Annotated in this window: 21 protein-coding genes; 7 read left to right on the top strand and 14 right to left on the bottom strand. The window is 47.3% G+C overall.

Annotated elements, in window-relative coordinates; translation table 11 throughout:
• The first annotated feature begins 3 nt into the window (after positions 1 to 3).
• Positions 4 to 276 (top strand): TMEM165/GDT1 family protein, encoded by a 273-nt coding sequence (locus tag HQM11_11630; protein ID MBF0351676.1) that lies wholly within the window; start codon positions 4 to 6, stop codon positions 274 to 276.
• Positions 277 to 332: 56 nt separating this feature from the next.
• On the opposite strand, the gene HQM11_11625 is transcribed toward HQM11_11630, so the two are convergent.
• The 6 genes from HQM11_11625 to HQM11_11600 form a co-directional block, all read right to left on the bottom strand.
• Complete coding sequence (locus HQM11_11625; protein MBF0351675.1) at positions 333 to 1,298, bottom strand: Rpn family recombination-promoting nuclease/putative transposase; 966 nt, start codon at positions 1,296 to 1,298, stop codon at positions 333 to 335.
• 233 nt (positions 1,299 to 1,531) lie between these two features.
• Positions 1,532 to 2,272: a transporter substrate-binding domain-containing protein gene (locus tag HQM11_11620; protein MBF0351674.1), complete on the bottom strand. Its 741-nt coding sequence runs from the start codon at positions 2,270 to 2,272 to the stop codon at positions 1,532 to 1,534.
• Between the two features lie 47 nt (positions 2,273 to 2,319).
• The gene (locus tag HQM11_11615; GenBank protein ID MBF0351673.1) at positions 2,320 to 2,772 is read right to left on the bottom strand and encodes a nucleoside deaminase; all 453 of its coding nucleotides are present in this window, start codon (positions 2,770 to 2,772) and stop codon (positions 2,320 to 2,322) included.
• Positions 2,773 to 2,800: 28 nt separating this feature from the next.
• Positions 2,801 to 3,037 (bottom strand): hypothetical protein, encoded by a 237-nt coding sequence (locus tag HQM11_11610; GenBank protein MBF0351672.1) that lies wholly within the window; start codon positions 3,035 to 3,037, stop codon positions 2,801 to 2,803.
• A gap of 22 nt (positions 3,038 to 3,059) precedes the next feature.
• Entirely contained in the window at positions 3,060 to 3,737 is a 678-nt protein-coding gene (locus HQM11_11605) for a hypothetical protein (protein MBF0351671.1), read from the bottom strand.
• Between the two features lie 24 nt (positions 3,738 to 3,761).
• Positions 3,762 to 5,480 carry a hypothetical protein gene (locus HQM11_11600; protein ID MBF0351670.1) on the bottom strand — a complete coding sequence of 573 codons (1,719 nt, stop codon included), beginning with the start codon at positions 5,478 to 5,480 and terminating at the stop codon, positions 3,762 to 3,764.
• Positions 5,481 to 5,845: 365 nt separating this feature from the next.
• Between HQM11_11600 and HQM11_11595 the strand changes: the two genes are divergently transcribed.
• Together HQM11_11595 and HQM11_11590 are read left to right on the top strand one after the other, a co-directional pair.
• The gene (locus tag HQM11_11595) at positions 5,846 to 7,468 is read left to right on the top strand and encodes an outer membrane protein transport protein (protein MBF0351669.1); all 1,623 of its coding nucleotides are present in this window, start codon (positions 5,846 to 5,848) and stop codon (positions 7,466 to 7,468) included.
• A gap of 17 nt (positions 7,469 to 7,485) precedes the next feature.
• Complete coding sequence (locus HQM11_11590) at positions 7,486 to 8,856, top strand: adenylate/guanylate cyclase domain-containing protein (GenBank protein MBF0351668.1); 1,371 nt, start codon at positions 7,486 to 7,488, stop codon at positions 8,854 to 8,856.
• Here the strand turns inward: HQM11_11590 and HQM11_11585 are convergent, their stop codons facing one another.
• From HQM11_11585 to yajC, 4 genes are all read right to left on the bottom strand, one after another.
• On the bottom strand, positions 8,857 to 9,729 hold the full coding sequence (locus HQM11_11585; protein ID MBF0351667.1) for a prephenate dehydrogenase/arogenate dehydrogenase family protein: 873 nt from the start codon (positions 9,727 to 9,729) through the stop codon (positions 8,857 to 8,859). It abuts the gene before it with no gap.
• Positions 9,729 to 10,652 carry a protein translocase subunit SecF gene (secF, locus tag HQM11_11580; protein MBF0351666.1) on the bottom strand — a complete coding sequence of 308 codons (924 nt, stop codon included), beginning with the start codon at positions 10,650 to 10,652 and terminating at the stop codon, positions 9,729 to 9,731. The genes HQM11_11585 and secF overlap by 1 nt, the downstream gene beginning before the upstream one ends.
• Before the next feature lie 19 nt (positions 10,653 to 10,671).
• Complete coding sequence (gene secD / locus HQM11_11575; protein ID MBF0351665.1) at positions 10,672 to 12,237, bottom strand: protein translocase subunit SecD; 1,566 nt, start codon at positions 12,235 to 12,237, stop codon at positions 10,672 to 10,674.
• Between the two features lie 421 nt (positions 12,238 to 12,658).
• Positions 12,659 to 13,039 (bottom strand): preprotein translocase subunit YajC, encoded by a 381-nt coding sequence (gene yajC, locus HQM11_11570; GenBank protein MBF0351664.1) that lies wholly within the window; start codon positions 13,037 to 13,039, stop codon positions 12,659 to 12,661.
• Between the two features lie 84 nt (positions 13,040 to 13,123).
• On the opposite strand from yajC, the gene HQM11_11565 reads away from it, so the two are divergent.
• Together HQM11_11565 and HQM11_11560 are read left to right on the top strand one after the other, a co-directional pair.
• A complete protein-coding gene (locus HQM11_11565; protein ID MBF0351663.1) occupies positions 13,124 to 14,263 on the top strand; it encodes a hypothetical protein in 1,140 nt (379 codons plus the stop codon).
• A 118-nt stretch (positions 14,264 to 14,381) separates the two neighbouring features.
• Positions 14,382 to 16,079 (top strand): acyl-CoA dehydrogenase, encoded by a 1,698-nt coding sequence (locus HQM11_11560; GenBank protein MBF0351662.1) that lies wholly within the window; start codon positions 14,382 to 14,384, stop codon positions 16,077 to 16,079.
• 71 nt (positions 16,080 to 16,150) lie between these two features.
• Here HQM11_11560 and HQM11_11555 read toward each other — a convergent pair whose 3' ends face one another.
• Both HQM11_11555 and ccrA read right to left on the bottom strand, forming a co-directional pair.
• Positions 16,151 to 17,818 carry an acyl-CoA/acyl-ACP dehydrogenase gene (locus tag HQM11_11555; GenBank protein ID MBF0351661.1) on the bottom strand — a complete coding sequence of 556 codons (1,668 nt, stop codon included), beginning with the start codon at positions 17,816 to 17,818 and terminating at the stop codon, positions 16,151 to 16,153.
• 13 nt (positions 17,819 to 17,831) lie between these two features.
• Positions 17,832 to 19,070, bottom strand: a complete 1,239-nt coding sequence (ccrA, locus tag HQM11_11550; GenBank protein ID MBF0351660.1) for a crotonyl-CoA carboxylase/reductase — start codon at positions 19,068 to 19,070, stop codon at positions 17,832 to 17,834.
• Positions 19,071 to 19,655: 585 nt separating this feature from the next.
• On the opposite strand from ccrA, the gene HQM11_11545 reads away from it, so the two are divergent.
• Complete coding sequence (locus tag HQM11_11545) at positions 19,656 to 20,663, top strand: NAD-dependent epimerase/dehydratase family protein (protein ID MBF0351659.1); 1,008 nt, start codon at positions 19,656 to 19,658, stop codon at positions 20,661 to 20,663.
• Between the two features lie 37 nt (positions 20,664 to 20,700).
• A complete protein-coding gene (gene miaA, locus HQM11_11540; protein MBF0351658.1) occupies positions 20,701 to 21,648 on the top strand; it encodes a tRNA (adenosine(37)-N6)-dimethylallyltransferase MiaA in 948 nt (315 codons plus the stop codon).
• Between the two features lie 11 nt (positions 21,649 to 21,659).
• Here miaA and HQM11_11535 read toward each other — a convergent pair whose 3' ends face one another.
• Both HQM11_11535 and HQM11_11530 read right to left on the bottom strand, forming a co-directional pair.
• Entirely contained in the window at positions 21,660 to 22,898 is a 1,239-nt protein-coding gene (locus tag HQM11_11535) for an aspartate aminotransferase family protein (GenBank protein MBF0351657.1), read from the bottom strand.
• Positions 22,895 to 24,328: an aspartate aminotransferase family protein gene (locus tag HQM11_11530; protein MBF0351656.1), complete on the bottom strand. Its 1,434-nt coding sequence runs from the start codon at positions 24,326 to 24,328 to the stop codon at positions 22,895 to 22,897. The genes HQM11_11535 and HQM11_11530 overlap by 4 nt, the downstream gene beginning before the upstream one ends.
• Positions 24,329 to 24,333: the final 5 nt, after the last annotated feature.

Below are 24,333 nucleotides of genomic sequence, written 5' to 3'. Positions count from 1 at the left end.
GTTATGAAAGAATTATGGTTTGTTTTCGCAAGTGTGTTTTTGGCGGAACTTGGTGATAAAACCCAGCTTGCCACCCTGATGTTTTCTACCAATCAGGAATTGAGCAAATGGGGTGTTTTTGCGGCTTCTGCCTCAGCCTTGGTGCTGTCTTCTTTTCTGGCCGTTCTCGTGGGAAGTCAGTTGAGCCACCTCATCAACCCCCGCTGGCTCAAAATTATTGCTGGCGCCGGATTTATTCTGATTGGACTGTGGACTCTCTGGGATATCCGCAATTGAGTACCCATCATGGTGATCCAGTCTACCTTGTTTCAAAACTTTGGACTGGGACTGGCTCAGGATTTCATGGCTGTGTCAGGATTAATTCCCGCTTGTTTGAGCAGTTCCCGTAATTTGTTTGTTTCCTGCCGCTCCATGTTCAATTCCTGCTCAGCTTTCTGTTTTTCCTGTTCAGCTTTCTGTTGTGCTTGCTCAGCTTTCTGTTGTGCTTGCTCAGCGTTCTGTTGTGCTTGCTCTGTCTGCTTCCGGGTTTCTTCCAACATCTGACGAGCCTGTTTCAAATCATCCTCCGCCTTTTGTTTTTCACGTTCAACACGCAGCATTTCGTTTTCACGGAACCGTTGCAGTCGTTGGCCTTCCAGGCGGGCTTCATACAACCAGTAATCGGCATCTCTTTCGGCAAAACGTTTCATGACACTCATGGCATCCCTCAAAGGTTCAATGGGTTGAAGTTCTTCCGGGAGATTCTCCCAGTGTCTGGCTTCCTCGAAAAAATACATCCAGGCATCTTCCGGTTCGAGTGGATGGTGTTCCGGTTTTTTCCATTTGGGCAATTCCAGAACATGAATAGCACAATGATCCGTCAGACTGACCTGATGTTGAGAATCATACACCTGAAAATGATGATGCACAACAGATGATTCCGAAAATAGGGTGCCGTCCAGCAACCAGATGGCAATGACCGGATGAAGTCGGGAATAATCTTCACCTTCCTCAATTTGTTTTTTGTAAAGCACGCTCCAGTTGTACAGCATGCGTTCACTCAGACATCGTTCAAGTGTCAGTTGCACTTCGATCTGATAAAGATGTCCTTGCGCATCCTGAGCCTTGACATCCACCACTGTGAGTTTGTCGTTGAGGAATTCCTTGGCGTTGTAGGGGTTGAGGATTTCTACATCGGTGATGGGGCAATTCTGCTTGAGGATACTGTTGAGAAAATGAATCAGAATCCCCTTGTGCTCCGGATCACCCAGAATGGCCTTGAACACACAGTCAATCAAGGGGTTGATCAATCGTTTCATAAAAACCTCTCAACAAAGAAAATCAGGAAAACATTCTAAACGATTACATGCCACTCTGGGATCACATCGTAGACCAATCGGTAACATAGTCTACGCACCATCTGGGGCGGGGGTTCTGTGGCTAAAAACGACGGTATCGCAGGGCAAATATTCTGAGATACCCCGGAGTCTGTATATCCGTGATTTTCTGTTCAATGGCTTCCCGCATATTTTCTCCGTGAAAAGCTCTTCTATCAAGGGCTTATGTTGTATTTTGCTTTGAGCACCGCTATTTCACCAGCATGTCCATTGAGAAATTTGTTAAATTTTTCAATAACCTCAGGATGTTTTTTAGAGGATATTTTGTATGAATCACTGGTGTGTGGAAGACTTGGATCAAATACCGCACCACCTGGTTTTTTCAAAATTTCATTCAATTGATAACGGGCAACTGTGATATTGATATAGGCACAGTCAACCCTTCCCATAATCACTTGCTGTAACAGTCCTGTGAATGAATTATTTTCAGAGACCTTGATCGAACCAGATTTGATCTGATCCAGATAATCCCATGCTGTAAATCCACGCACTGTTCCAAGCACTTTAATGCTTGACAGACCTTTTCCCACTTTCGCGGGCAAGACCATACAGCCATCAATATAGTCAATCACAGGATCACTGTAAATAATCTGGATATCTTTCCTCAGATCTGTCTGCCAGTTGGGGTGATCAGGAAATTTGAAGTCAATTTTTCCCGCAAAAAAATTGTCATACAGACGTTTGACAGGAAAGGGTTTTATCTCCATCTCCAGTTTTTCTGTTTTTTCAAAGAGATTGAACAGATCAGAAGCATAGCCCAGATAGGTCTCGCCCTCACTGGAATATAACGGGAAATATTGAAGATCTTCGACACCCCACAGATATTTTTCCGCATGGCTTTGTTGAGTTGTGATAAAAAACAGCCCCAAAGTCCATAGCACTATCCATTTTTTCATAGACACACTCTCTCAATATAGATTAACCAAACGGACTTACCAGAAATTCAATAACAGATTTTTGAATTCAGATTTGCCCATATTTCAAAAACATCAAGTGCCTCATCCCGTAAGAACTGCGACATGGGAAGAGAACGTTCTGAAACCGGTTTCAGATATTCGTCATAAATTGCCCGATCATCAAAACCAATGACGGCCGCGTCTTCACGGGTTGCCGCATAGTAGATCCGGTCCAGTCTCGCCCAGTAGATGGCCCCCAGGCACATGGGGCAAGGTTCACAACTGGTATAAATGTCACAACCGTTCAATTGAAAGGAGCCTGATTGTGCCGTCGCGTCACGAATCGCCACAATTTCTGCATGAGCTGTAGGATCATTGGTGGAAGTAACCTGATTCTGTCCTCGGCCAATCACTTCACCCTGTCTCACGATTACCGCACCAAAAGGTCCTCCTTTTCGGGCTTTCATGCCATCCATTGCCAGTTGAAGGGCTTCTTTCATGTAGCAGGCATTCATTGATGCGGGGATTTTATTTGGCACAATATTTTTTGGTGAACAGGGTTTTGAGTCGCTGGTATTCAGACATGGCATCTTCTTCAAAATACAGATGAAAGACGATCTCATCGGTATAAAGATTGATCATCCTGGTTTCGAAACTGACAAACAGAATATGTTCCATGTTCAGGAAAAATCCGCCTCGTTCCATGCCCACGGGTAATTTGCCGACAACCGATAATCCAGGTATTTTTCTTATTTCAACAAACATTGGGCCTGTTTCTGCTGAGGTGTTAGCCTGCGATTTCAATCATGATTTCATCCACAAATCCTGAAAGTGTCGCCAATTGTTCATCATTCAGGGTGGGGAGTAGTTTTTTCATGGCTCCATGAATGGCTTTTCGCGCAATGACCACCCCCCAATTGACGGTTTTCATTCCCCACTGGCCAACCTGCAATCTGCGGGCAGCCTCCAGAAAATAAAAGTCCAGACCGGTGTCTGTCAGTGCGTACATGACAGTGAGTGTGTATTCAGAATGCTGGCTGGGTGGGGATTCGTTCTGGATACGCCTGACATTTTCTTTCAAGCGTTCTGCCAGTTCGCCTTCAATGGGAAATCCCAACGAAGCTTTTCCGTCATGTTCAAGTAGCATTTCTTCCAACAGGCCCATGAGTGGATGCAATTGTTCATTCGTCATGTTTTTGAGAATTTTGCGGATCATCACATGCAATCCGCCCTTGGCTGTTTTCAGTGCCATGTTGATGATGGTGATCCCCCAACCTCCAAGTTTTAATCGTTGAATCAACCCTGCAAAATAAAAATTCATGCCGACATCCACCAATTCACAGATCAAGTCGATGACAAATGGCAGATGCTGAATTTCAGGCGGTTCCCTGCGGACTCGCCGACAGGCCTCCTTGAGTTTGTGTTCCAATTCGGAATTTAGAGGAAACGCGATAAAAGCAGACATAATTCCTATCACTAACGGGTTCGGTTATTTCTTTTTGGATGCGGGTTTATCCATTTGCAGGCCTTCCTTGTTGTCCCAGAAACGGCCAAGATCTTCTTCTGACAGCTTGTAGCCACCATGCAGGGAACCTGCGACAGGAATTGTTGGAAAGGTGACATTGTAGCCAAAAGTCCCGCTGACACGCCAGGCCATTTGTCCCATAAGGTTTTCACGACTGAACAAGGTGTTGACCATAGGAATCAGATACTCCTCACTACGATTCAGCACAACCATCATCGCGTCAACATCCAGATGTTTCAGGAATTCTTTCTGAATATCCCGGTTATCACGCAACAGGATGTTGACTGCTTCAACAGAAGGTTGGAGATCCATGTTTTTGACCACTTTGGCCAGAAATCCCGGGTTGTTCATCATCAGCACGGTGATGGCTCCACCCAGCAATTTTCCATCCAGTCCGCCGATAAGTTCGCTCATGAATCCTGTATTTTCTTCCATCAGGATATTCGCCGCATCCGCGATCAGTTTGACGTTGACCGGTTTCAGCACATTGGAGACCAACCTTGGATTCTGCTTGAGCAATTGATTGACCGAAGTTCCAACAGCCTGCATATCAAGATCTTTGGCCATTGTCGCCAGAAATTCCGGATTTTCCTGAAGTGTGGCATTGAGTGCATGGGCCACCACCTGGGGATCCATGCTTTTCACAAGAACCGGCAGAAATTTGGGATTGGCTTTGAGCAAATTGTTGGTCGCGGTACCCACTGCGGTGGCATTCATCCCACCGACCATGTCAGAGAGCAGCATGGGGTGATCTTCAACCAGATAATTGATGGAAGCGGCAATATTGCCGGTTTCAAGGTCGCCCACCAGATTGGATGCCAATCGTGGGTTGTCTTTGATGACATGATTGACGGTTACCGCCAGTCCTTGAGTGTTCATGCCGCTGATCAATTCAGACAGCATTTTGGGATGTTCTCTCAACAAATTGTTGATGGATAATGCCAGAATCCTGGTGTCGAGACCACCCGCAATGCCGGAAATAAATTTCTGATGTTGCTCCAGCAGAATATTCATTCCCTGAGTCAAAACTTTTGTGTCGATGCCTCCCACCACTTTTGAAACAAACTCGGTGTTTTGTTTCAACAAATTATTGACGGTCTGGGCAATGATCGCCGCATCCAGTTCCGCCAGCAGACTGGAGGCGAAATCCGGGTTTTTCTTCATCGTTGTATTGATCATGCCAGCCAGAGCATTGGGATCAAGAACACTCAGCATTTCACTGGCAAACGCCGGATTCTGCTTGACGAGAATGTTGACCTGCGTACCAATCGCTTTTCCATCGACTTTTTGCGCGAATTTGCTGGAAAATTCAGGCGTGTTTCTGGCGGCCCGGTTCAGTGCTTCAGCCATGAGCACCGGATCCAGATGCTGGACGTAATCACTCAGCAGATCGGGACTTTCCCGCAACAGATTATTGACCATGGTCGCCGCGGCTTCACGATCAATGCGTCCGGGTAAATTACTCAGCAATTCCGGATTATCCCGCATGTATTTGTTGATGGTCGGAATGATAAAACGGGCACTGATATGCTCAATGACCGGATCAGCCCAGCGTGACAGAAAAAATGCTGGTGCCACAACAAAAATGACGAGGATTGTGGCAATATTCGCAAGATTGAGAATCTTCTGCAAAGTTGAGTTCATGAGAATTCCTGGACTTGGAGCTTTTATGGCTTCGGGCATGTTCCTCCTGTTCCGCTGTGATCAGACAAGAACAAATCTGGTTAATAAACGGGTTGCAAAACAAATCAGTTCACGTCAAGACATCGTCACGCGCTATCTGACTTATTTTCTGGTATCAAAATAAATACATGTTCACAAAGGGAAATTTGAACAATCCTCATTTTTTAAAACAAGTCCCTGAATTTATAATTTTTTTATCTTTTTCAGGTTGTTTCTTGCAAAAGATGATTTTCTCCGTTAAAGCAACACCTAGCGACATGAAACTCCAGTCTGAGGCCAGATCTGTGATTTCAGCAGGAGTATTCAGTCAGGGGGATGCCTCACCAGGTGAGGTCAAAAAACTAACCTGAAATGATGAGTGATTTATGCGAACGCAATGGAAAATCAATGGAATAATGGTTCTGCTCTGGTTTATGGGCATTTCAACAGCGTATGGTGCTTTGGGGAACGCATTGACGAGTACCAATCAACTGGTTCAAAATGCCGTCATGACCTTCAATGACTATGCTGAAACCGTGGCCACCAACCCGGCAGGCATGATGCGACTGGAACCGGGAATGCATTTCAGTATTGGTGGACACCTCATCAATTTTCGATTGCAGTGGGAAGGCTCTTTCGGGGGCGATGGCAGTGCGGATCAGGCTGATAAGAATATCGGGAAAAAACAGACAGAAACATCATTACCCATTGAACTATTGCCGCTTGAAACAGGTGGGTTTCTAACAGCACCCAGTTTTGAATTTGCCAAAAGAAATGACGATGACGCCTGGGGTTTTGCCTTCAAACCCACCTTTGCGGCGGCCATGAAATGGGATAGAAACTGGGCAGGAAAAGATATTGTACAGGATGTCACACTGGTGATTGTAGGACTCAATGTGAACTATGCCACCGATCTGGATGAGAACAATCACATAGCCTTTGGCGTGACCCATCATATTCCTTATTTTGATTACCGCCGGGATGGGATTGATCTGAACCTGGATAACCCTCTTGTGCTGGAAGGTGTAACCGATTATGTCAATGAGCTGACCCTGGGACTGGCGAATCTGCTTCCTGAAGGGTTCAATCTGGACACGATTGTTGGTGGTGTCATGGGATTTATCTCTGACAATATGGGTTTATTCGGGTTGAGTAATCCAATCCGATTGAACGAAACCATCCATTTGTATGGAAATGGTGGCGGACAAAATTTCAATGTGGCTTATCTCGGGCAATATGAAAATTTCTTTCTGGCTATGCATTATCAATCGTCCTTCAAGCTCACGATTCTCGGTGAAGGGAAATTTTCCATCAACCCGCTGGCTGAAGCAGGTCTGATTCTGGCGGATACCGCAATTTCCAAGGCGTTCCCTGCCATGTCCAACGGACTCAATTTAAAATTGAATGACATGTCGTTCAAAGCCAATGTCGGCTTACCCTGGTATATGGAAACAGCACTGGGGTGGAAAGATGATCCGGAAAACCCAACCATCGAAGGTGAAGTGGGCTATGCGGAAATCGGTTTCAGCATGTTTTCTACGCTGAGTGCCGATTTGCCTCAGCGTGCCAGTCTGTTGAAAATTGTTGGCTTTGAAGAAGACAATATCTCGCTCCCGTTCCAATTACAGGATATCAAAGTTTACCGCGCTGGCGGAGCCTATCATTTCAATGAAAAATATCTGATACGGGGTGGCGCTGAAAAAACCACAAGTTTGACTGATCCACGATTAATGTCAGCGATTATCCCTATCGGGGAAGTTGTGAAAATGGGGATAGGTGGAGAATACCGCATGTCGAACACAGACAGCATCAGTTTTGGTTTTGCGACCATCATTCTTATGCCAACCACCACCAACAGTGACGTTCGCAACAACGCCAGAGCCGGTGTGTTTCAGGATCCGTTCAATGGAACCTGGCAAGGGCTTGTGGGTGCGGCCAGTGTGACCTATAACTTCAAATTCGGCGGGGTCAAGGAATTCTGTGACTGGGCTACTGACTCAGAAACCTGATCTGATATTTTAAAGCCATGTCTCACGGACATGGCGTTTCCTTCCGTATTGCCATGAAACACACATCTCTCTTTTCCTTGCATCATACTTCTCATCTTCCTGAAAATGCGGAGAAAGCCTTTGAAAGCTACTTGCGCCAGCAATTATTGAGAGCTGAGGAACTGCGTACCCTGCTGATCATTGCCATCTTTTCTCTGGTACTGATCGTTGTCACAGGATTTTACATGGTTCTGCCCCGCCAATTCGATGAATTGTTCAATCATCGGCTCCACCTGGGCCATGCGTGGTTCTTTTTTGGCGGAATCATTGCGTATGAATTCATTTCCAAAATGGTGATTCACAAGGCCATTGAAGACAACAGTCGCTGGGTGACATGGATGCGTTACGGACAGGTGATTGAAGAAACCACCATCCCCACCATCGGTATCTGGCTGATGGGATATATTATTGATCCGGTCGGCGCTCTCCTTGGTCCGGCAACCTATATGTATTTTATTTTTCTGGTACTCAGCATCTTGCGTCTTGATTTCAAAATGTCGCTGTTATCGGGCTTTCTAAGTGGTCTGCAATATCTGGGAATATCGTGGTACAGCATTCATCAACCGTCAGCAGAGTCTTATCCCTATGCCATGACCAATATTTTTCATCATCTGGATAAAGCCGCGATTCTGGCATGTACTGGTTTTATCACCGGACTGATCGCCCGCGAAATCAACAAAAGAATCTGGCTGTCGTTCAATTCAGTTGAAGAACGCAACCGGGTGGTGAATATGTTCGGACAGCATGTTTCTCCGCAAGTGGTGAATCAGTTGTTGCAACAAAAAACGGATGTGAACAGCGAAATGCGGCATGTGTGCGTGATGTTTCTGGATATTCGGCAATTCACCCGGTTTTCAGAAGCCCATTCGCCTGAAGAAGTTGTGGTTTATCTCAACACCCTGTTTGGATTCATGATTGAAATCATCAATCGACACAAAGGCATCATCAATAAATTTCTGGGAGATGGATTCATGGCAATTTTCGGGGCGCCTCTGGCCGATGGTGAAGAAAGCCAGAATGCCGTGAATGCGGCTCTTGAAATTTGCAGAACGATCGAAACCCTGATTCAGGAAGGAAAAATCCAGCCCACACGAATTGGCATCGGCCTGCATACCGGCAACGCCATTACCGGCAATATCGGCTCGCAAACCCGCAAGGAATACACGGTGATTGGCGACACGGTCAACCTGGCCTCACGCATCGAACAACTCAACAAACAGTTCAATTCCCAGATTCTCATTTCAGAATCTGTCTGGGAAAAAATCATGCATGTTGAATCCATGGTGAGCCTGGGCGAAGTCCCCATTCGTGGACGGAATCAGCAGATTCAATTGTATCAACTGGGGTGATCAACTAATCCACTGATCGCGGGATGCTTTGGCCTGTTGAAGCAGTTGTGCCAGGCCGTCACGGTCGTCTTGTTCGATGGCTGTCTGGAGATTTTGCATGACCGCAAAAAATTTATTCAGATTGGCCAGCAGGTTGGCTTTGTTTTCCAGAAAAATATCGGCCCACATTTCCGGACTGGAAGAGGCTATCCGGGAAAAATCTTTCAATCCGGCACCGGAAAATTTCAGAATCTCCGGTTCATCCGCTCCAGCGATGGTTTGAATGCTGCCATACGCCAGCAGGTGCGGCAGATGACTGACCCAGGAAAACACCCGGTCATGAGTGTTTTCGTCCATTGTGATCACACGACTTCCGACTCGTTCCCAGAGGCTTCGGATCAATTCCAGATGCTCTGGTGCGGTGTTATTCGCCGGCGTCACAATGAACATTTTGTTTTGAAACAATCCGGTGCGGGCATGTTGAGGACCAAATTGTTCGGAACCGGCGATGGGATGTCCACCGACAAAGGCTATGTCTGAAAATTCAGAGGCCATCAGACGCATCACCGGGCCTTTGACACTGCCCACATCGGTCATCACAACCTGTGGAGAAAGTTTTCCGCGCAATTCACGAATGACCGTTGAACAGGACCGTACCGGTACAGCCAGAACCACCAGGGTTGCTTGTTTGAGCGCCTCATCCCACACGGTCGAAGCCTGATCAACAATTCCAAGTCTCAAAGCCTGCTGGCAGTGTTCTTCACGGAGATCATAACCGATCACCTGCTTCACAATTCCCTGTTTTTTGAGATCCAGCGCCAGCGAGCCACCAATAAGTCCAAGACCAATGATGGCAAGGGATGGTAACGGGAACTCCACAGAAGATGGCCGCATCACGCCTGTTTTTGTTCAGATTTTTGAGGAACGACCCGATTGAGCCACAACAAACAGGGACTTGCGATGTAGATGGTTGAATATGTTCCTGAAACAATTCCGACCAGCAGAGCCAATGCGAAATCATGAATAATTTCACCGCCCATCGCATACAACGCGGCTACTACCAGCAGGGTAGTACCCGATGTGAGGATGGTGCGGCTCATCGTTTCATTGGTGCTCAGATTGATCAAATCGCTCAGCTCACGTTTGCGGAAACGTGCCTGATTTTCACGCACACGATCAAAAATAACAATGGTGTCATTGAGGGAATATCCTACCACCGTCAGCAATGCGGCCACGACGGTCAAAGTAATTTCATGCTCAAAAAATGAAAACACACCCACTACAAAACAGATATCATGAACCAGTGCGGCAATGGCACCTACCGCAAACCGCCATTCAAACCTGAAGGATATATAAATCAATACCAATCCCAAAGCCACCAGGATCGCATCAAGCGCACTTGTTTTCAATTCGTCACCAACCTTGGGACCAATGCTTTCAATGCGCCGGATCTCCATTTGAGGATATTGGGTACCTAAATATTTCTGGATGTTACCGGTCAGTTCTTCTCCGGTTCCCAGAACACTGTCCACCGGAAGCAACAGCAGAATTTCGTTGTTTTCTTCATCGCCAAAAGTCTGAAGCATCACCTCGCCAATATTGAGCGAACTGAAGATGGTCCGTATCTCATCCAGGTTATACGTTTGTCCCAGACGGATCTGCACATTGGTTCCACCACGGAAATCAATTCCATAATTCAGACCTTTATGCAGAAAAATGGACACCAGTGAGGCCAAAATCACAATCCCGGAAAAAATCATGGCCATTTTATATTTTCCGACAAAATCCAGATTCAGCGTATCTTTAAATAATTCCATTTGAGTCACTCCTGTTCACCTAAATACTGATTGAATTGAGTTGCTTACGATTCATATACACCACATCAAACAAAAATCGGGTCACGACAATCGCCGTGAACATACTGGAAAGAATCCCGATGGACAGCGTCACCGCGAATCCCTTGATGGGGCCTGTACCAAACTGGAGCAGTGCCAAAGCGGCAAACAGGGTGGTGATGTTCGAATCAAAAATAGTGGAAAACGCCTTGCCAAAACCTTCCTTGATAGCCGTTCTGGGTTTGGAACTACTTTTCAGTTCTTCCCGGATGCGCTGAAAAATGAGCACATTCGCATCCACAGACATACCAACCGTCAACACAATTCCCGCCATTCCCGGCAATGTGAGTGTCGCGTCAAACGCGGCCAGAATAGAAACAATCAGGAGGATGTTCATGCCAAGAGCAATATCCGCAAAAAGACCGGCAACCTTGTAATACACAATCATGAACACCAATACCAGCACACCGCCGAATATCAATGACGTCAATCCTTGCCTGATCGAATCTTCACCCAGGCTGGCACCCACAGTGCGTTCTTCCCGAATTTCAATAGGCGCGGGCAGGGAACCGGAACGCAGAACCACAGCCAGATCACTGGCGTTTTCCAGAGTGAACTGTCCTGAAATGGAAGCTTCACCCCCGGTTATGGCTTCACGAATCACCGGTGCGGACTGAACTTTGTCATCGAGAATGATCGCCAGACGACGTCCTTTGTTTTTTTCGGTAATCTTGGCGAAACGTTCTGCTCCCGTAGCGTCAAAAGACAGTGCGACATAGGGTTCATTGTTTTGTGAATCGAACCGAACCTGAGCATCTCTGATGACTTCTCCCGTCAACAATGCTTTTTTCTCAACCACAAACGGAATTTTCCGTTCAAGTTTCTGCAATTGTCTGTTCCAGACTTCCTCATATTTAACTTCTTCATTCGCTGACGCAGTACCACGGGTTGCGTTATCATTCACCAGACGGAATTCAAGAATCGCCTGGGGGCCGATCAATTCAATCGCCCGCTGTCTGTCTTTCAATCCGGGAAGTTGAATGAGGATGCTGTTGTCACCCTGACGCTGCAACGATGGCTCACTGACACCCAGACCATCAATCCGGTTTCTCAGCACTTCCAGTGCCTGATCCACAGATCCCTTGCGGATACGCTCGGCTTCTGAAGCTTTCATACTGATCCGGATCTGGCCATTTTGCTCTGTCTTGTCAAACAGCACCAGGAATCGGTCATAGGGGTCTGCCTCGAGATCAATCTTTTCAGTTTCAGCGAGTTCCAGAACGATATCATTGCCATCCTGTGCGATATGAATGTAATCCACCTGGTTATCCAGCATCAACTCTTCCAGTTCCTGGGTTGTTCTGCGGACAATCTCCGTCACGGCCTCATCCACCTTCACTTCAATATCCAGATACATCCCGCCCTGAAGATCCAGTCCCAGGTTGACTTTATGCTCAACTTTCAGTGGATCGCCCCCGGGTTTATAAGCTTCCCATGTGGGCCATGCGTAAAACAATGCCGCGCTCAGAACCAGTAAAATCAAGATTCCTTTCAGTTTAATCTCCATAACCTTTCCTTTTTGGGATCGTGAAACCTTCCTCAATCAATCCATTTCCAGCAAGTTCTCCTACTGCGGAAACAGTGGCCCACAGGCCAATCATGGGAAGAAAATTATTGTTGCTTGAATACCTGCAAGGCAGGCGATTGTTCGTTTTATAAAATTTTAATGACAAGCTGTGTTACCAAAACTGAAGGGCAATCGAATCAATTTGATGCACCTTCAGCCGTTGCAATACCATGAAAACCATAAGGTTTGTGGTTAATTTGTTGCTGTAAATTTTCTGGTGACGGCAACCGCTTCAAGCCCTCGCACGGTGTCATTCCGTGCTTGACACGGAATCCATCGGCGCACTCCGGGATCCCCGTTTTCACGGGGATGACATCGTGGCAGGCCACAGGATTTCATCACAAAATTATTTACAGCAGGGTTAATTTTCGATTTTCTCGATTTTCTCGATTTTCTCCGCTTTTTCCTCAGTATTTTTTTTCTCAGAAAGTTCCTGTACCAGTCGCCCAATTTGCTGACGTTCAATCTTGATGCGCACTTTGTCAGAGACTTCCAGCGTGACGGAATCATCTCCTAATTTAAAAATAGTGCCGAAAATGCCGCCTGTTGTGACAACCTGATCTCCTTTTTTCAGATCTGCCAGCATATTCTGATGAGATTTTTGTTTTTTCTGCTGAGGTCGGATGATAAGAAAGTAAAACACTACAAAAATCAGAATAAACGGAATAAATTGTATCATTGCGTTAGGACCTGCACCTCCGCCCGGACCTTGTGCCATTGCTACCGATTCCCATGGAAACATGTTATTTCTCCAAAAAAAGATTGATCAATCAAACGGTTCAAATAAAAAAAACGGTGTCTAACACCATTTATGGAAAATCTCACGATGAAAATACGTTGTTTGCGAATTGACTGGTATCCACGCAGGATTTTCAGGTCGGCGTTACCTGCTGGAGCATGGAATCTCAATGGTCTCATAAAAATTCTGGCAGGACTGTTTTTATTTAATTTTATGGTATCTGCAGGATTCTGCGCCGAAATCCCTCTGGAAACAGGAACAGAAATTCGGGGAGATGCCCGGTGGATTGAAACCAGTGAAGCCCAATACATCAAGCTGGAGATTCCTCGCGTCACCCTCAATTTCAGCGGCAACGTGACGGACATAACCCGGTTTCGTCTGCGTCTGGCCTTTGACTCATGGATGTCAGAAAACACCGGAGATCCTTCAAACACGGTGGAGTATGCCTGGATTGAACGACAAGTGACTCCTGATTTTCACCTCCGTGCCGGCAAAATTTTTATTCCCTTGGGCGCATGGGAAAACGACGCGTCTGCCCTGGACCAGTATTTATATTCCCTTGCGGTTTCAGCCTTGCCTGTCACTTACGCCAACGGTCTGGATATCCGTTTTCTGGCTGGCGGTCAAACGTTTGCGCTTCAGGGATTTGAAAGTCCGTATGAAGCTCATGAAGAATCAGCGGCATTACTGGCTTACAACCTGGTCTGGTATGGCAGTTTCGTTGAGGGACAACTGTTGCCCCTTGTTTCATGGGGGCGAATTCCGGTTCCACGGACCCAAACAATTCTTGAAAATATCACTGTGACCACCGCTGTTCATGATACCATCCATTCAGGTGTTGGTCTTCGCTGGACGACCGTAAGAATTATGCTGGAAATGGAATATACCCGCCAAACTTTTGCAGAATATCAATCTGAAACCGATGATTCCGGTCAGATTTCCCGGGTTCGTTTTCCTGAAGAACACATTGCATCACAGGTTTTAAATTTCAGCTACCATTGGCCGGAAACATGGAACTGGTTGTTCAAATACACCCATGATGAAAATCAGTCCGGAGACAAAAACCACATACGGCAAATTGGTGTGGCCACAGGTTGGGAGTTTTTTCCGGATGAAACGGAAAACTATCGGATTCATACCATACTGCTCCGGATTACCGATTATCAAGGGGCCTCAACCAACATCCGCCATGAAGTGAATCTGGGAACCAGTATTCGGTTTCCATGAATGTAGGGGCGATCCCTACTATTATCGTCTCGTCATTTGTGATGAGTTCATTGATATCTTGTGCGTTCACGCAGAGCAACCGCACCTAATCCTCAGTTAATCCTCAAGGGAGATCACCATGGAATTATTCAATCCCAATAAATATCAGGATCGTCATCCGGTCGCAAAGACCAATGAAATGATGAAAAATATCATCGCCTGGTTTGAGCAAAAAGGCCTAAAAAGCATCAAGGAAGACTGGCATCAGAAAAAATGGAATTATGAATTTGTAGAGTTTCTAAAACAGCAACAGGTCTTCGCCACCTTGATGACACCAGAAAATTATGGCGATCCCGGATCAAGCTGGAATACCTTCCGCAACGTGGATTTTGCGGAAATCAGCAGTTTCTATGGAATCACCTACTGGTACACCTTCCAGGTCTCCATGCTTGGACTCGGCCCGATTTTTAACGGCGACAATGAAGCCGTGAAGCACAAAACCGCAAAACTTCTCCAGGAAGGCGCTGTTTTCGCGTTTGGCCTTTCTGAGAAAGAACATGGCGCCGATATTTATTCATCCGATATGATGCTGTACCCGCAACCGGATGGAACCTGGCTGGCTCGAGGCGACAAGTATTATATCGGTAACGGAAATGAAGCCTCCCTGGTGTCTACTTTCGCGAAAATTGATGGCACCAATGAATATGTATTTTTTGTGGTGGATTCCAAACACCCCAACTACGAATGCGTCAAAAACGTGGTGAATGAGCAGAACTATGTTGCCGAATACAGATTGAATGATTATCCCATCACCAACCATGATATTCTCAGTCGGGGACAAAAAGCCTGGGATGACATGCTCAACACCATCAATCTCTGTAAATTCAATCTGGGATTTGGAGCCATCGGACTTGCCACTCACGCCTTCTATGAAGCCATTGATCATGCGGCCAATCGCAATCTTTACGGCAAATTTGTCACCGATTTCCCCCATGTGCAGCGTTTGTTTGTCGATTCCTACTGCCGCCTGTTTGCCATGAAACTGTTTGCGACGCGCGCAACTGATTACATGCGATCCGCCTCCAGAGATGACCGACGCTATCTGTTGTATAACCCAATGGTAAAAATGAAAGTCACCACCCAGGGGGAAGAAGTGGTTCGGATGTTATGGGACATTATTGCGGCCAAGGGGTTTGAAAAGGAGCCTTTTTTCGAGATTGCCGCTCATGAAATCGGAATGCTGCCCAAACTGGAAGGAACGGTTCATGTGAATATGGCCCTGATTGTCAAATTCATGAAGAACTTTTTCTTCAGCCCTCAACCCTTTCCTGAAATTCCACGACGTTCAGACAACAACAATGACACATTCATGTTCCATCAGGGTGAAACCAAAGGACTGGGCAAGATTCAGTTCCATGATTATCATCTGGCCTATGACTCTGTAAATCTGGAGAATGTGAAAATTTTCAGGGAACAAATTGAGTTGTTTAAAAAATTATTGATCAAGGCCGGACCAACGGATGAGCAATCCAAAGACATTGATTATCTGCTGGCCTTGGGTGAAATTTTCACGTTGGTGGCTTATGGGCAACTGTTGTTGGAAAACATGAAGATTGAAAAGGTCGAAGAAGATCTGATGGAAGAAATTTTTGATTTCATGATCAGGGATTTTTCAAAACACGCCTTGACGCTGTATTCCAAAACCAGCAACTCGGATCTCCAGAAAAAAATGGCTTTGGAGTTGATCAAAAGTCCGGCCTTCCGTCAGGAACGTTTTGATAAAATCTGGAAGAACTATATCTATTCCATGAAAGCTCAGTATTCCATGAAAGACTGATATTTTACAGAAGGGATGTTCGGCAGGCAATGGGAGGGGAACCGGGATTCCGGTTCCCGCAACAATAAAAATCAGCCTGCTATTTCACGAAGAAGAGCAGGCATGACCACACGCAGAGCCAGAATTTCTTCGGCTCCTTCAAAGATACTCAACACACGGGCATCCTGAAAATAGCGGGAAACCGCATATTCCTCAGCATAGCCCATACCACCATGAAGCTGGAGCGCTTCACGGGTGACATACTCCGCCTGACGGCAGGAGAGCAGTTTCACCATGGAGGCTTCCATCTGCCCTTTCTTTTCGTTCATCAACCGTGCGGCTTTGTAGGTCAATTGACGACAGGCCTGAATCGACATGGCCATTTGAGCTACTTTTGCTTGAGATATTCTGTAGTCAATCAGGGACTTACCAAAAACCTTCCGATCCTTGGCATATTGCTTTCCGGCTTCATAAGCCGCCTGCATGACGCCCAAAGCTCGAGCCGCTGTTTGCAGACGTCCGCCTGAAAAGCCTGCCATCTGCATGTAAAAGCCTTTTCCTCGACCTTCCTGTCCACCGATCTGTTGATCTTCAGGGACAAAATAGTTTTCAAAATTGACTTCATAGGAATGCATTCCGCGATAGCCGATGGTGGCGATCGCACGTCCGGAAATATGGCCGCCCTGTGGTTGGGTGTATTCAAAATCATGGCCGTTGAACGAAGGTTTTTCAGCAATGAACAAGGACAATCCCTTGTGTTTGAGTTTGGGATCTTCCTCTGAACGTGCCAGCACCATCAGCAGATCGGCTTTTCCGGCAAAAGTACACCAGGTTTTAACACCGTTGATCAGCCATCCGCCTTGTGTTTGCCTGGCTGTGACAGACACTCCGGCCACATCGGAACCCACGTTGGGTTCTGTGACCGCAACCGCGCACAGTTTTTCGCCGGAAGCGAGCTTGGGCAACCATTTTTTCTTCTGTGCTTCGGTTCCGCCTTTCAGCAGGGCTTTTGACAAAATTTCAGGCCGTGTGATCAGACTTCCGACAATCACAGCGCCACGAGACAAAGCTTCGGTGACCACCACGATTCCCAGATTGTCCTCTTCGTCCTGAAATCCGCCATATTCCGCAGGAATGGACAGGCCGAAACAGTCGAGTTCCTTGACCATTTTGATGATTTTTTCCGGAATGAGCAAATCTTTGCGATGGATTTCTTCAGCCAGAGGTTTCACTTCTTTTTCAGCAAAATCCCTGAAGGTTTCTAGCATGAGCGTGTGATCTTCGCCCAGATTCCAGGAACCATCCGACTGAAACCGATCAATCAGTTCCAGGACTTTTCCAGCATATTCACTGCCTGCTGTTTCAGCGATAAACTGACTGGTGATTTTGTCGGTCAAAAACTGCTGACATTCCGCAGTGAAGCTATCCAGTCTGAGGGCGCAATAGGACAACTGTTCCCGAATCGCCTGGATGGTTGTGCCGATATAACCGATGGCCATCGTTCGTTCCAGTTCGCCGAGTTCCGCATATTCCACCATGACTTCAGCCGCCTGCCATTGGGAATAAACCATCCCCAGACGATAAGCTTCCACCTGATAGTTATCCATCAGATCAGTATCAATCGATCCGTCTTTGGTGGACAATTCCGCCAGTTTTTTCAAAACAGCGCGGACCTGCTCACCGGCTTGATCCAGCAGGGTTTTCCCTGCGGCCAGCCATGCTGTTCCGTTGCTTTCACCACTCAATACAATTGCACTCATAGAGATCTCCAGATTATAAGGTCGTCATTCCTGTGTTGCGGGCATTGACCAAAATGGACATATTGCCGGAAGGATGTTTGTTTTCATACATCAACTGATGACAGTCACCGGTTTGTTCAAACGTGAACGTTCGAGCCAGACAAGGATCCACTTTCTTGTCAATCACGAGCTGGTTGATGGCCGCGCATTGTTCATCATTGGCAAAATGCGATCCCTGAAGACGTTTCTGTCGCATCCAGTGGTAGCGCAAATCCAAAGTGGCGTTGAATCCGGTTGTGCCAGCACAGATCACCACCATACCGCCGGTTTCCACCATGAAAATGGAGGTTGGGATCGTTGTTTCACCAGGGTGTTCAAACACGATGGTCGGACTGCGTTTTTGTCCAAGAGCGTCCCAGAATGCTTTGCCGAATTTTTTTGCTCCGGCCAGCCATTCATTATATTTTTCGGTGTCTTTCCAGTGTGGCATCATACCCCAGTGATTGAAATCCTTACGATTGATCACTCCGACAGCACCCAGTTTTTTACAATAATCGAATTTATCTTTTTCTGAAACAACCGCAACCGGCAAACCACCAGCGGCCTTGACAATCTGGATTGCCATGGAACCCAGACCACCGGCGGCACCCCAGATCAGCACCGGATCATCTTTCTGAACCTGATTGCCCAACCAGCCATGCAACATCCGGTATGCGGTTGCGCCGACCAGCATGTAGGTTGCGGCTTCTTCCCAATTCAAATGCTTGGGTTTGGGCAGACATTGATGGTCCTGGACCCGGGTGAACTGTGAAAAACTGCCATAATTGGATTCGTAGCCCCAGATGTGTTGACTTGGAGCGATTCCCGGATCTTTGCCGGCCAGAACATGAGGGTCGTTTGGATCCCAGCAGCCACAATGGACCACCACTTCATCACCGACCTTGACGTTTTTCACATCACTGCCTGTTTTCCAGACAATACCGGATGCGTCACTGCCGCCAATATGAAAATCTTCAGGTTCTCCCTGTTTGTTACGAGCTTTGATAACATTGACCGGAATCCCCAGAGCGGCCCAGACATTGTTATAGTTCACACCTGCTGCCATGACATACACCAGAACATCCCGTGGGCCCATTTCAGGCACAGGAATCTTTTCGATCTGAAATGCCTGTTTTGGTTCACCAAAACGTGACTCTCTGATTACTTGAGCTAACATGTATTGTGGAACTTCTCCCAAAGCTGGGTGTTCTCCCATCGGATAATATTCTTTCATATTTTCTTCTCCGTTTGATTGATAAAAACTCCAAAGACGGTTTGGAAAGCAGGAAACCATAAGCAAACAGCCATAACCTTGCAAGTCTATATTGCTTTGATTTCAGCGATACAGACGCATACGGTTGCCTTTTTTCGCAAATCATTTGGACTGGACGAAAATCCATGGATTCTGCTACACATAATCAACATCTCATAGGCCAGGTTCAACACCCATGGGCGACCGGCGAGTCGCCCAACACAATCTCGTCGGCGATGTGCATCACCCAGGGGCGACCGGCGGGTCGCCCCTACGCATAACATAATCCCATTGGGGCGTTGATATCATCTGGTGCGGTATGCACACACACAACGTTGAAACCGTAGGGGCGACCGGCGGGTCGCCCAACACAATCTCGTCGGCGATGTGCATCACCCATGGGCGACCGGCGGGTCGCCCCTACGCATAACATAATCCCGTTGGGGCGTTGATATCATCTGGTGCGGTATGCCCACACACAACGTTGAAACCGTAGGGGCGACCGGCGGGTCGCCCAACACAAAAATAGATACGGGTCGCCCAACAAAAAACAAATAGAGGTTCAACATGTCATCGAAGATTTTTATCGCAGGAATCACAGGTTTTCTGGGCAGTCGCACCGCTAAAATACTGCATGCCCATGGATATGAGGTTTATGGAATGGTGCGATCCGGTTCCCAGACCGATCATGTGCAAAAATATATCAGAGAAACGCTGACTGCGGATTTGCTGATTCAGGAAGATCTGAGCAGAATCAAACAATTTTTGCTGAAACATGAGATTTTCCAACTGATTTTTGCGGTGGGTTCGGTCAATTATCATCACGATTATGAAACCGCACGAAAACATAATGTTCAGACCGCCCTGAATTTTATGCAACTGGCAGAGGAACTTCACACACAGCGGAAACTCCACAAAATTGTTGGTGTCGGCAGTGTCGCGGCTCGTGGTTTTATGCTCAGCAAACCCGCACCGGCGCAATATCTCACTGAATCGGTGAGTCATTTCCAGCCCACCCGAAGTATCTATTGCGATATCAAATATGAAATTCAACAACTGATGACAGTCTATTGCCAACGGAGTCTTCTGCCGTTGGTGATGGTGGAGCCAGGTTCGCTGGTCGGCCCACCAACAGGTCGGGCAACCAGCACCAATGTAGGACTGGTCGAAAAAATCCTGAAGGGCTTCCCTGTACTTGCGGGTGGTGTGAGCTACGCTTCTGTGGAGCGGGTGGCTGAAGGCGTGATGCTGGCGTTGGAAAAAGGACGGATTGGTGAAACTTACATACTGGGTGGTGAGAATTTGACGATGACAGCTTTTGCCAAACTGATTCGGCAACTCCAGCATGAAAGAGTGTCTCCCGACAAACACAGTCTGCCTGTCCTGACCATTCCCAGAGTTGCGGCATTAATTCTGGGAAAACTTAAACTGGTGATCAATCCTCAACAAGCTGTGATGGGCAGTGCGTTTCATTTTGTGAATGACACCAAAGCACGTCAGGAACTGGGATACCATCATGACCATGAGGATTTGATCCAGGCTCTGCAAGAGATGCTCGCGGTTGATGGACCTTAGTTTCTGCAACCATTCACCACTATCGAGGGAACATTCCATGACATTGACCGCTGAAAATCATTTACGCCTGCCTGTTCTGGCAATTGTCGGCCCAACCGCCAGCAGTAAAAGTGAGCTGGCAATTGAACTGGCTCAGACTCTGAATGGAGAAATCATCTGCACAGACTCCATGCAGGTTTACCGCTTCATGGATATTGGCACGGCCAAACCTGACAAGGTCGATCAGGCAAAAATCCCGCATCATCAACTGGATCTGATTGAACCGGACCAGACCTATTCTGCCGGCAAGTTTGAGACGGATTGTGACCACTTGATTCAGGCAATAGCACAAAAAAACAAACTTCCGATTCTGGTTGGCGGAACCGGATTGTATTTTCGGGCGGCAGTTTATGGAATTTCCAAAATTCCAGCAGTTCCGGAAGCGCTTCGTGAACAGGTGGAAACATGGCATGCTGAACATGGTCTGAATTATTGTTATCAGCAATTGCGGAATCATGATCCTGTGATGGCGGAAAGGTTACACGCCAATGACACCTCACGCATTCTGCGCGCACTGGAAGTATGGTTACACACCGGCACCTCCATGGCTGTATTTCAGGAACAAAACGCCTTTGCCGACGCAACGCCCAAGTATCCATTGTTGGCGCTGGGTTACCAGTTTGAGCGGGAAACACTCTATGAACGGATCAATCAGCGCACCCTGTTGATGATGGATGCCGGATGGATTGAAGAAGTCGAATTTCTGCTGGAACGTTATTCACCGGAACTCAAACCCCTGAAGGCTATTGGCTATCTGCAGATTGCTCAATACCTTTCCGGTAAACTGACCCGTGACGCAATGGTTGAACAAATTCAGCAAAAAACCCGCAATTTTGCCAAACGCCAATTGACCTGGTTCCGCAAAGAACCGGATATCCACTGGTTTGCCAAAGGTCAGGAGTCACTCATTCTCGATAGCATCCGCAGGTTTCGGCAAAATGATTAGATCTACCTTATTCACGAGGTGCTCAGAGCACTCAACGTGATTTCAAGCGCATCCAGGATTTTCCGGATGTGAGCGGCTTGAAGGGTCAGGGCCGGACGCAATAACACGGTGTTTTGATCCACCCGACCGGGTTGACACAAGACACCGTTTTTTGCCAGCGATTGACAGACCTTGCGAGCCTGTGCCCTGTTGCCAAACCGTAGCGACCACAACAAGCCTTTTCCCGCCACCGAACGCAATGGAGGATATTTCTGTTTAAGACTATTCAATCCACGTTGAAATTCCAGCCCTGCTGTTTCAGCATTGTTCCAGGGTTGAGTGGCTTCATAAACTTCCAGTGCTTTCAGCGTCACCCGGCAACCAAGATCAGAACCGCCAAAAGTGGAAAGATGGATCAACGGATGGGCGTTCATGAAGGTGCCCAGTTCAGGGGTATAAAGTGTGACGGTTAACGGGAAAAACCCTCCGGAAACAGCTTCCCCCAACACCAGCATATCCGGCTCAACGGTGTGATGCCGAAAGGCAAATTTTTTCCCGGTTCGCCCCATGCCTGTCTGGGTTTCATCAAACACCAGCAGGGTGCCGGTTTCATTACAGCGTTTTCTGATCATCCTGAGCAACTCCTCAGAAAATTCATGGGCATGATTTTCGGTTTGAACCGGTTCCAGAAAAATCGCGGCTGTTGTTGTGGTGATGTTTTGAATCAGTGTCTCCGCAGGCTCAAAGTCCACAATCTCGGTCATGGGAACCAGTGGCGTGAACAAGGCTTTTTCGGGAAGATCACTGAGCGACAGCGCAAAACCGGTTTGTCCGAAACAGGACCCCTTGACAGACAACAAGCGGGCTTTTCCGGTATATCCCCGAGCCAGTTTACACGCAAAATCCAGTGCCTCACCCCGGGTCACACCAAACATGGATTGGGAAAGATTTCCTTCAGCGAATTCAGCCAGTTTTTTTGCCAGTATCGCTTTTTCCCGTGAAATCATCGGGAAATTTCCCTGATCGGCCTCCAGCAGAATCTGCTGAAAATGTTTCTGTATTTCCGGATGCCGTCGGCCCAGATTGAAAATGCCGGCAGAGGTGTGGCAATCAATATATTCTCGGCCTTCCATGTCATAAATCATCACATCCGATGATCCCGCAACCACAAAATCCTGCCCCAGCGATTTGAGACGGTTCACTTGCGCTTTGGAAACCAGATTGCCCCAGGTTTGTAGCATTTCTTTCTGTGACACAGTTTCATTGTTCATTTTTTCCTCCGTAAAAATGGATTCAGTTTCCGTTGCAGGTCTTCCAGTTTTCTCAAGCCGTTAAACACGGTGGTCTGAAATTTTTCATCATTCAGCCATTCCAGCAAAAATGGTACTTTGGCCACATGCAACGCCACAGGAAACAGCCATTTCATCGCATGAACCGCATGGCGAATGGCGTCAATCACCTGTTCCATTTCATCCTCTGAAATCACCAGCGGAAACATGAACCGCATGACCTGAGGAGCGTTTCCGGAATACACCGCGAACACCCCGTTTCTGGCGAGCGCGTCGGACATCATCGGCCCCATGAATTCATGGAGATATTCCACACCAATCATCAACCCGATCCCGCGAATCTCTTTGATGATTTCGGGATTTTCCTGCTGTATCTCGCTCAAGGCGGTTTGAAGCTTGTTGCCCATCCTTTCGGCATGTTCCCACAGACGATTTTTCTGGAGATACTCAAGCACGGCCAGGGATACTTCACACCCCAGATCGGTGCCGCCCCAGGAAGTGTGAAATTCCGGGTGGGCTTCCACAAACGTGACCAAGGCGGCTGAATCCTGATACAGCACCGCGGCATTGGCATAAACACCACCGCCCATGGATTTGGCCAGGGCCATGATGTCCGGAACCACGCCGGAGTGTTCGCAGGCAAACATTTTTCCTGTCCGTCCAAAGCCTGTCTGGACTTCATCAAAAATCAGCAGACAGCCAAATTTGTCGCACAGTTGCCGCAATCCCTTGAGATAATCCGGAGTTCCCACAAAGATTCCAGCCTCTCCCTGTACCGGTTCCACCAGGATCGCGGCTGTCTTTTCTGAGACAATGGAGTTCATGGCGTGCAGATCGTTGAAGGGCACAAACCGGAATTCAGGAATCAACGGTTCAAAATATTTGCGATAATGTTCTTTGCCGTTGGCTGAAAGGGCAAAGCCGGTATGACCATGATAGGCCTTGACGGTGGAGATGATTTCTGAACGTCCTGTTGCTCCGCGTGCCAGTTTGATGGCGGCTTCCAGAGCATCACCGCCACCCGAGGCAAACAGAATCCTGTTCAGATTTCCGGGAGCCAGTTCGGTCAGTTTTCGGGCCAGTTTGACTTTGACAGGAGAAATGCTCTGCATGTCGCCCATGTCCCATTGATCCAGAGCGTTCCGCAAAACCGCTGTTATTTCAGGATTCAAGCGGCCCACGTTGAAACTGCCGGCCGCGGAAAATCCATCCATGATCCGTTGTCCGTTGACAGGTTCCGTGAAATGGATTCCCTGCCGTTTTGTTTCCAGAACATCCAGATGGCCCGCACGCAGATATTTGATCTGTCCTTCATTGATGTATTCCCCAAACCATTGATCAATCTGTTTCTTTTCAGTGGCCGACAGCCGATCCTTAAAATACTCGTGATGATTTGCCGTGATATTTTTCATAGTCA

This window comes from SAR324 cluster bacterium, from assembly GCA_015232315.1.
Lineage (GTDB): Bacteria > SAR324 > SAR324 > SAR324 > NAC60-12 > JADFZZ01.
Note: the sequence above shows the minus strand (reverse complement) of the source record. Positions and strands in the feature narration are given on the sequence as shown.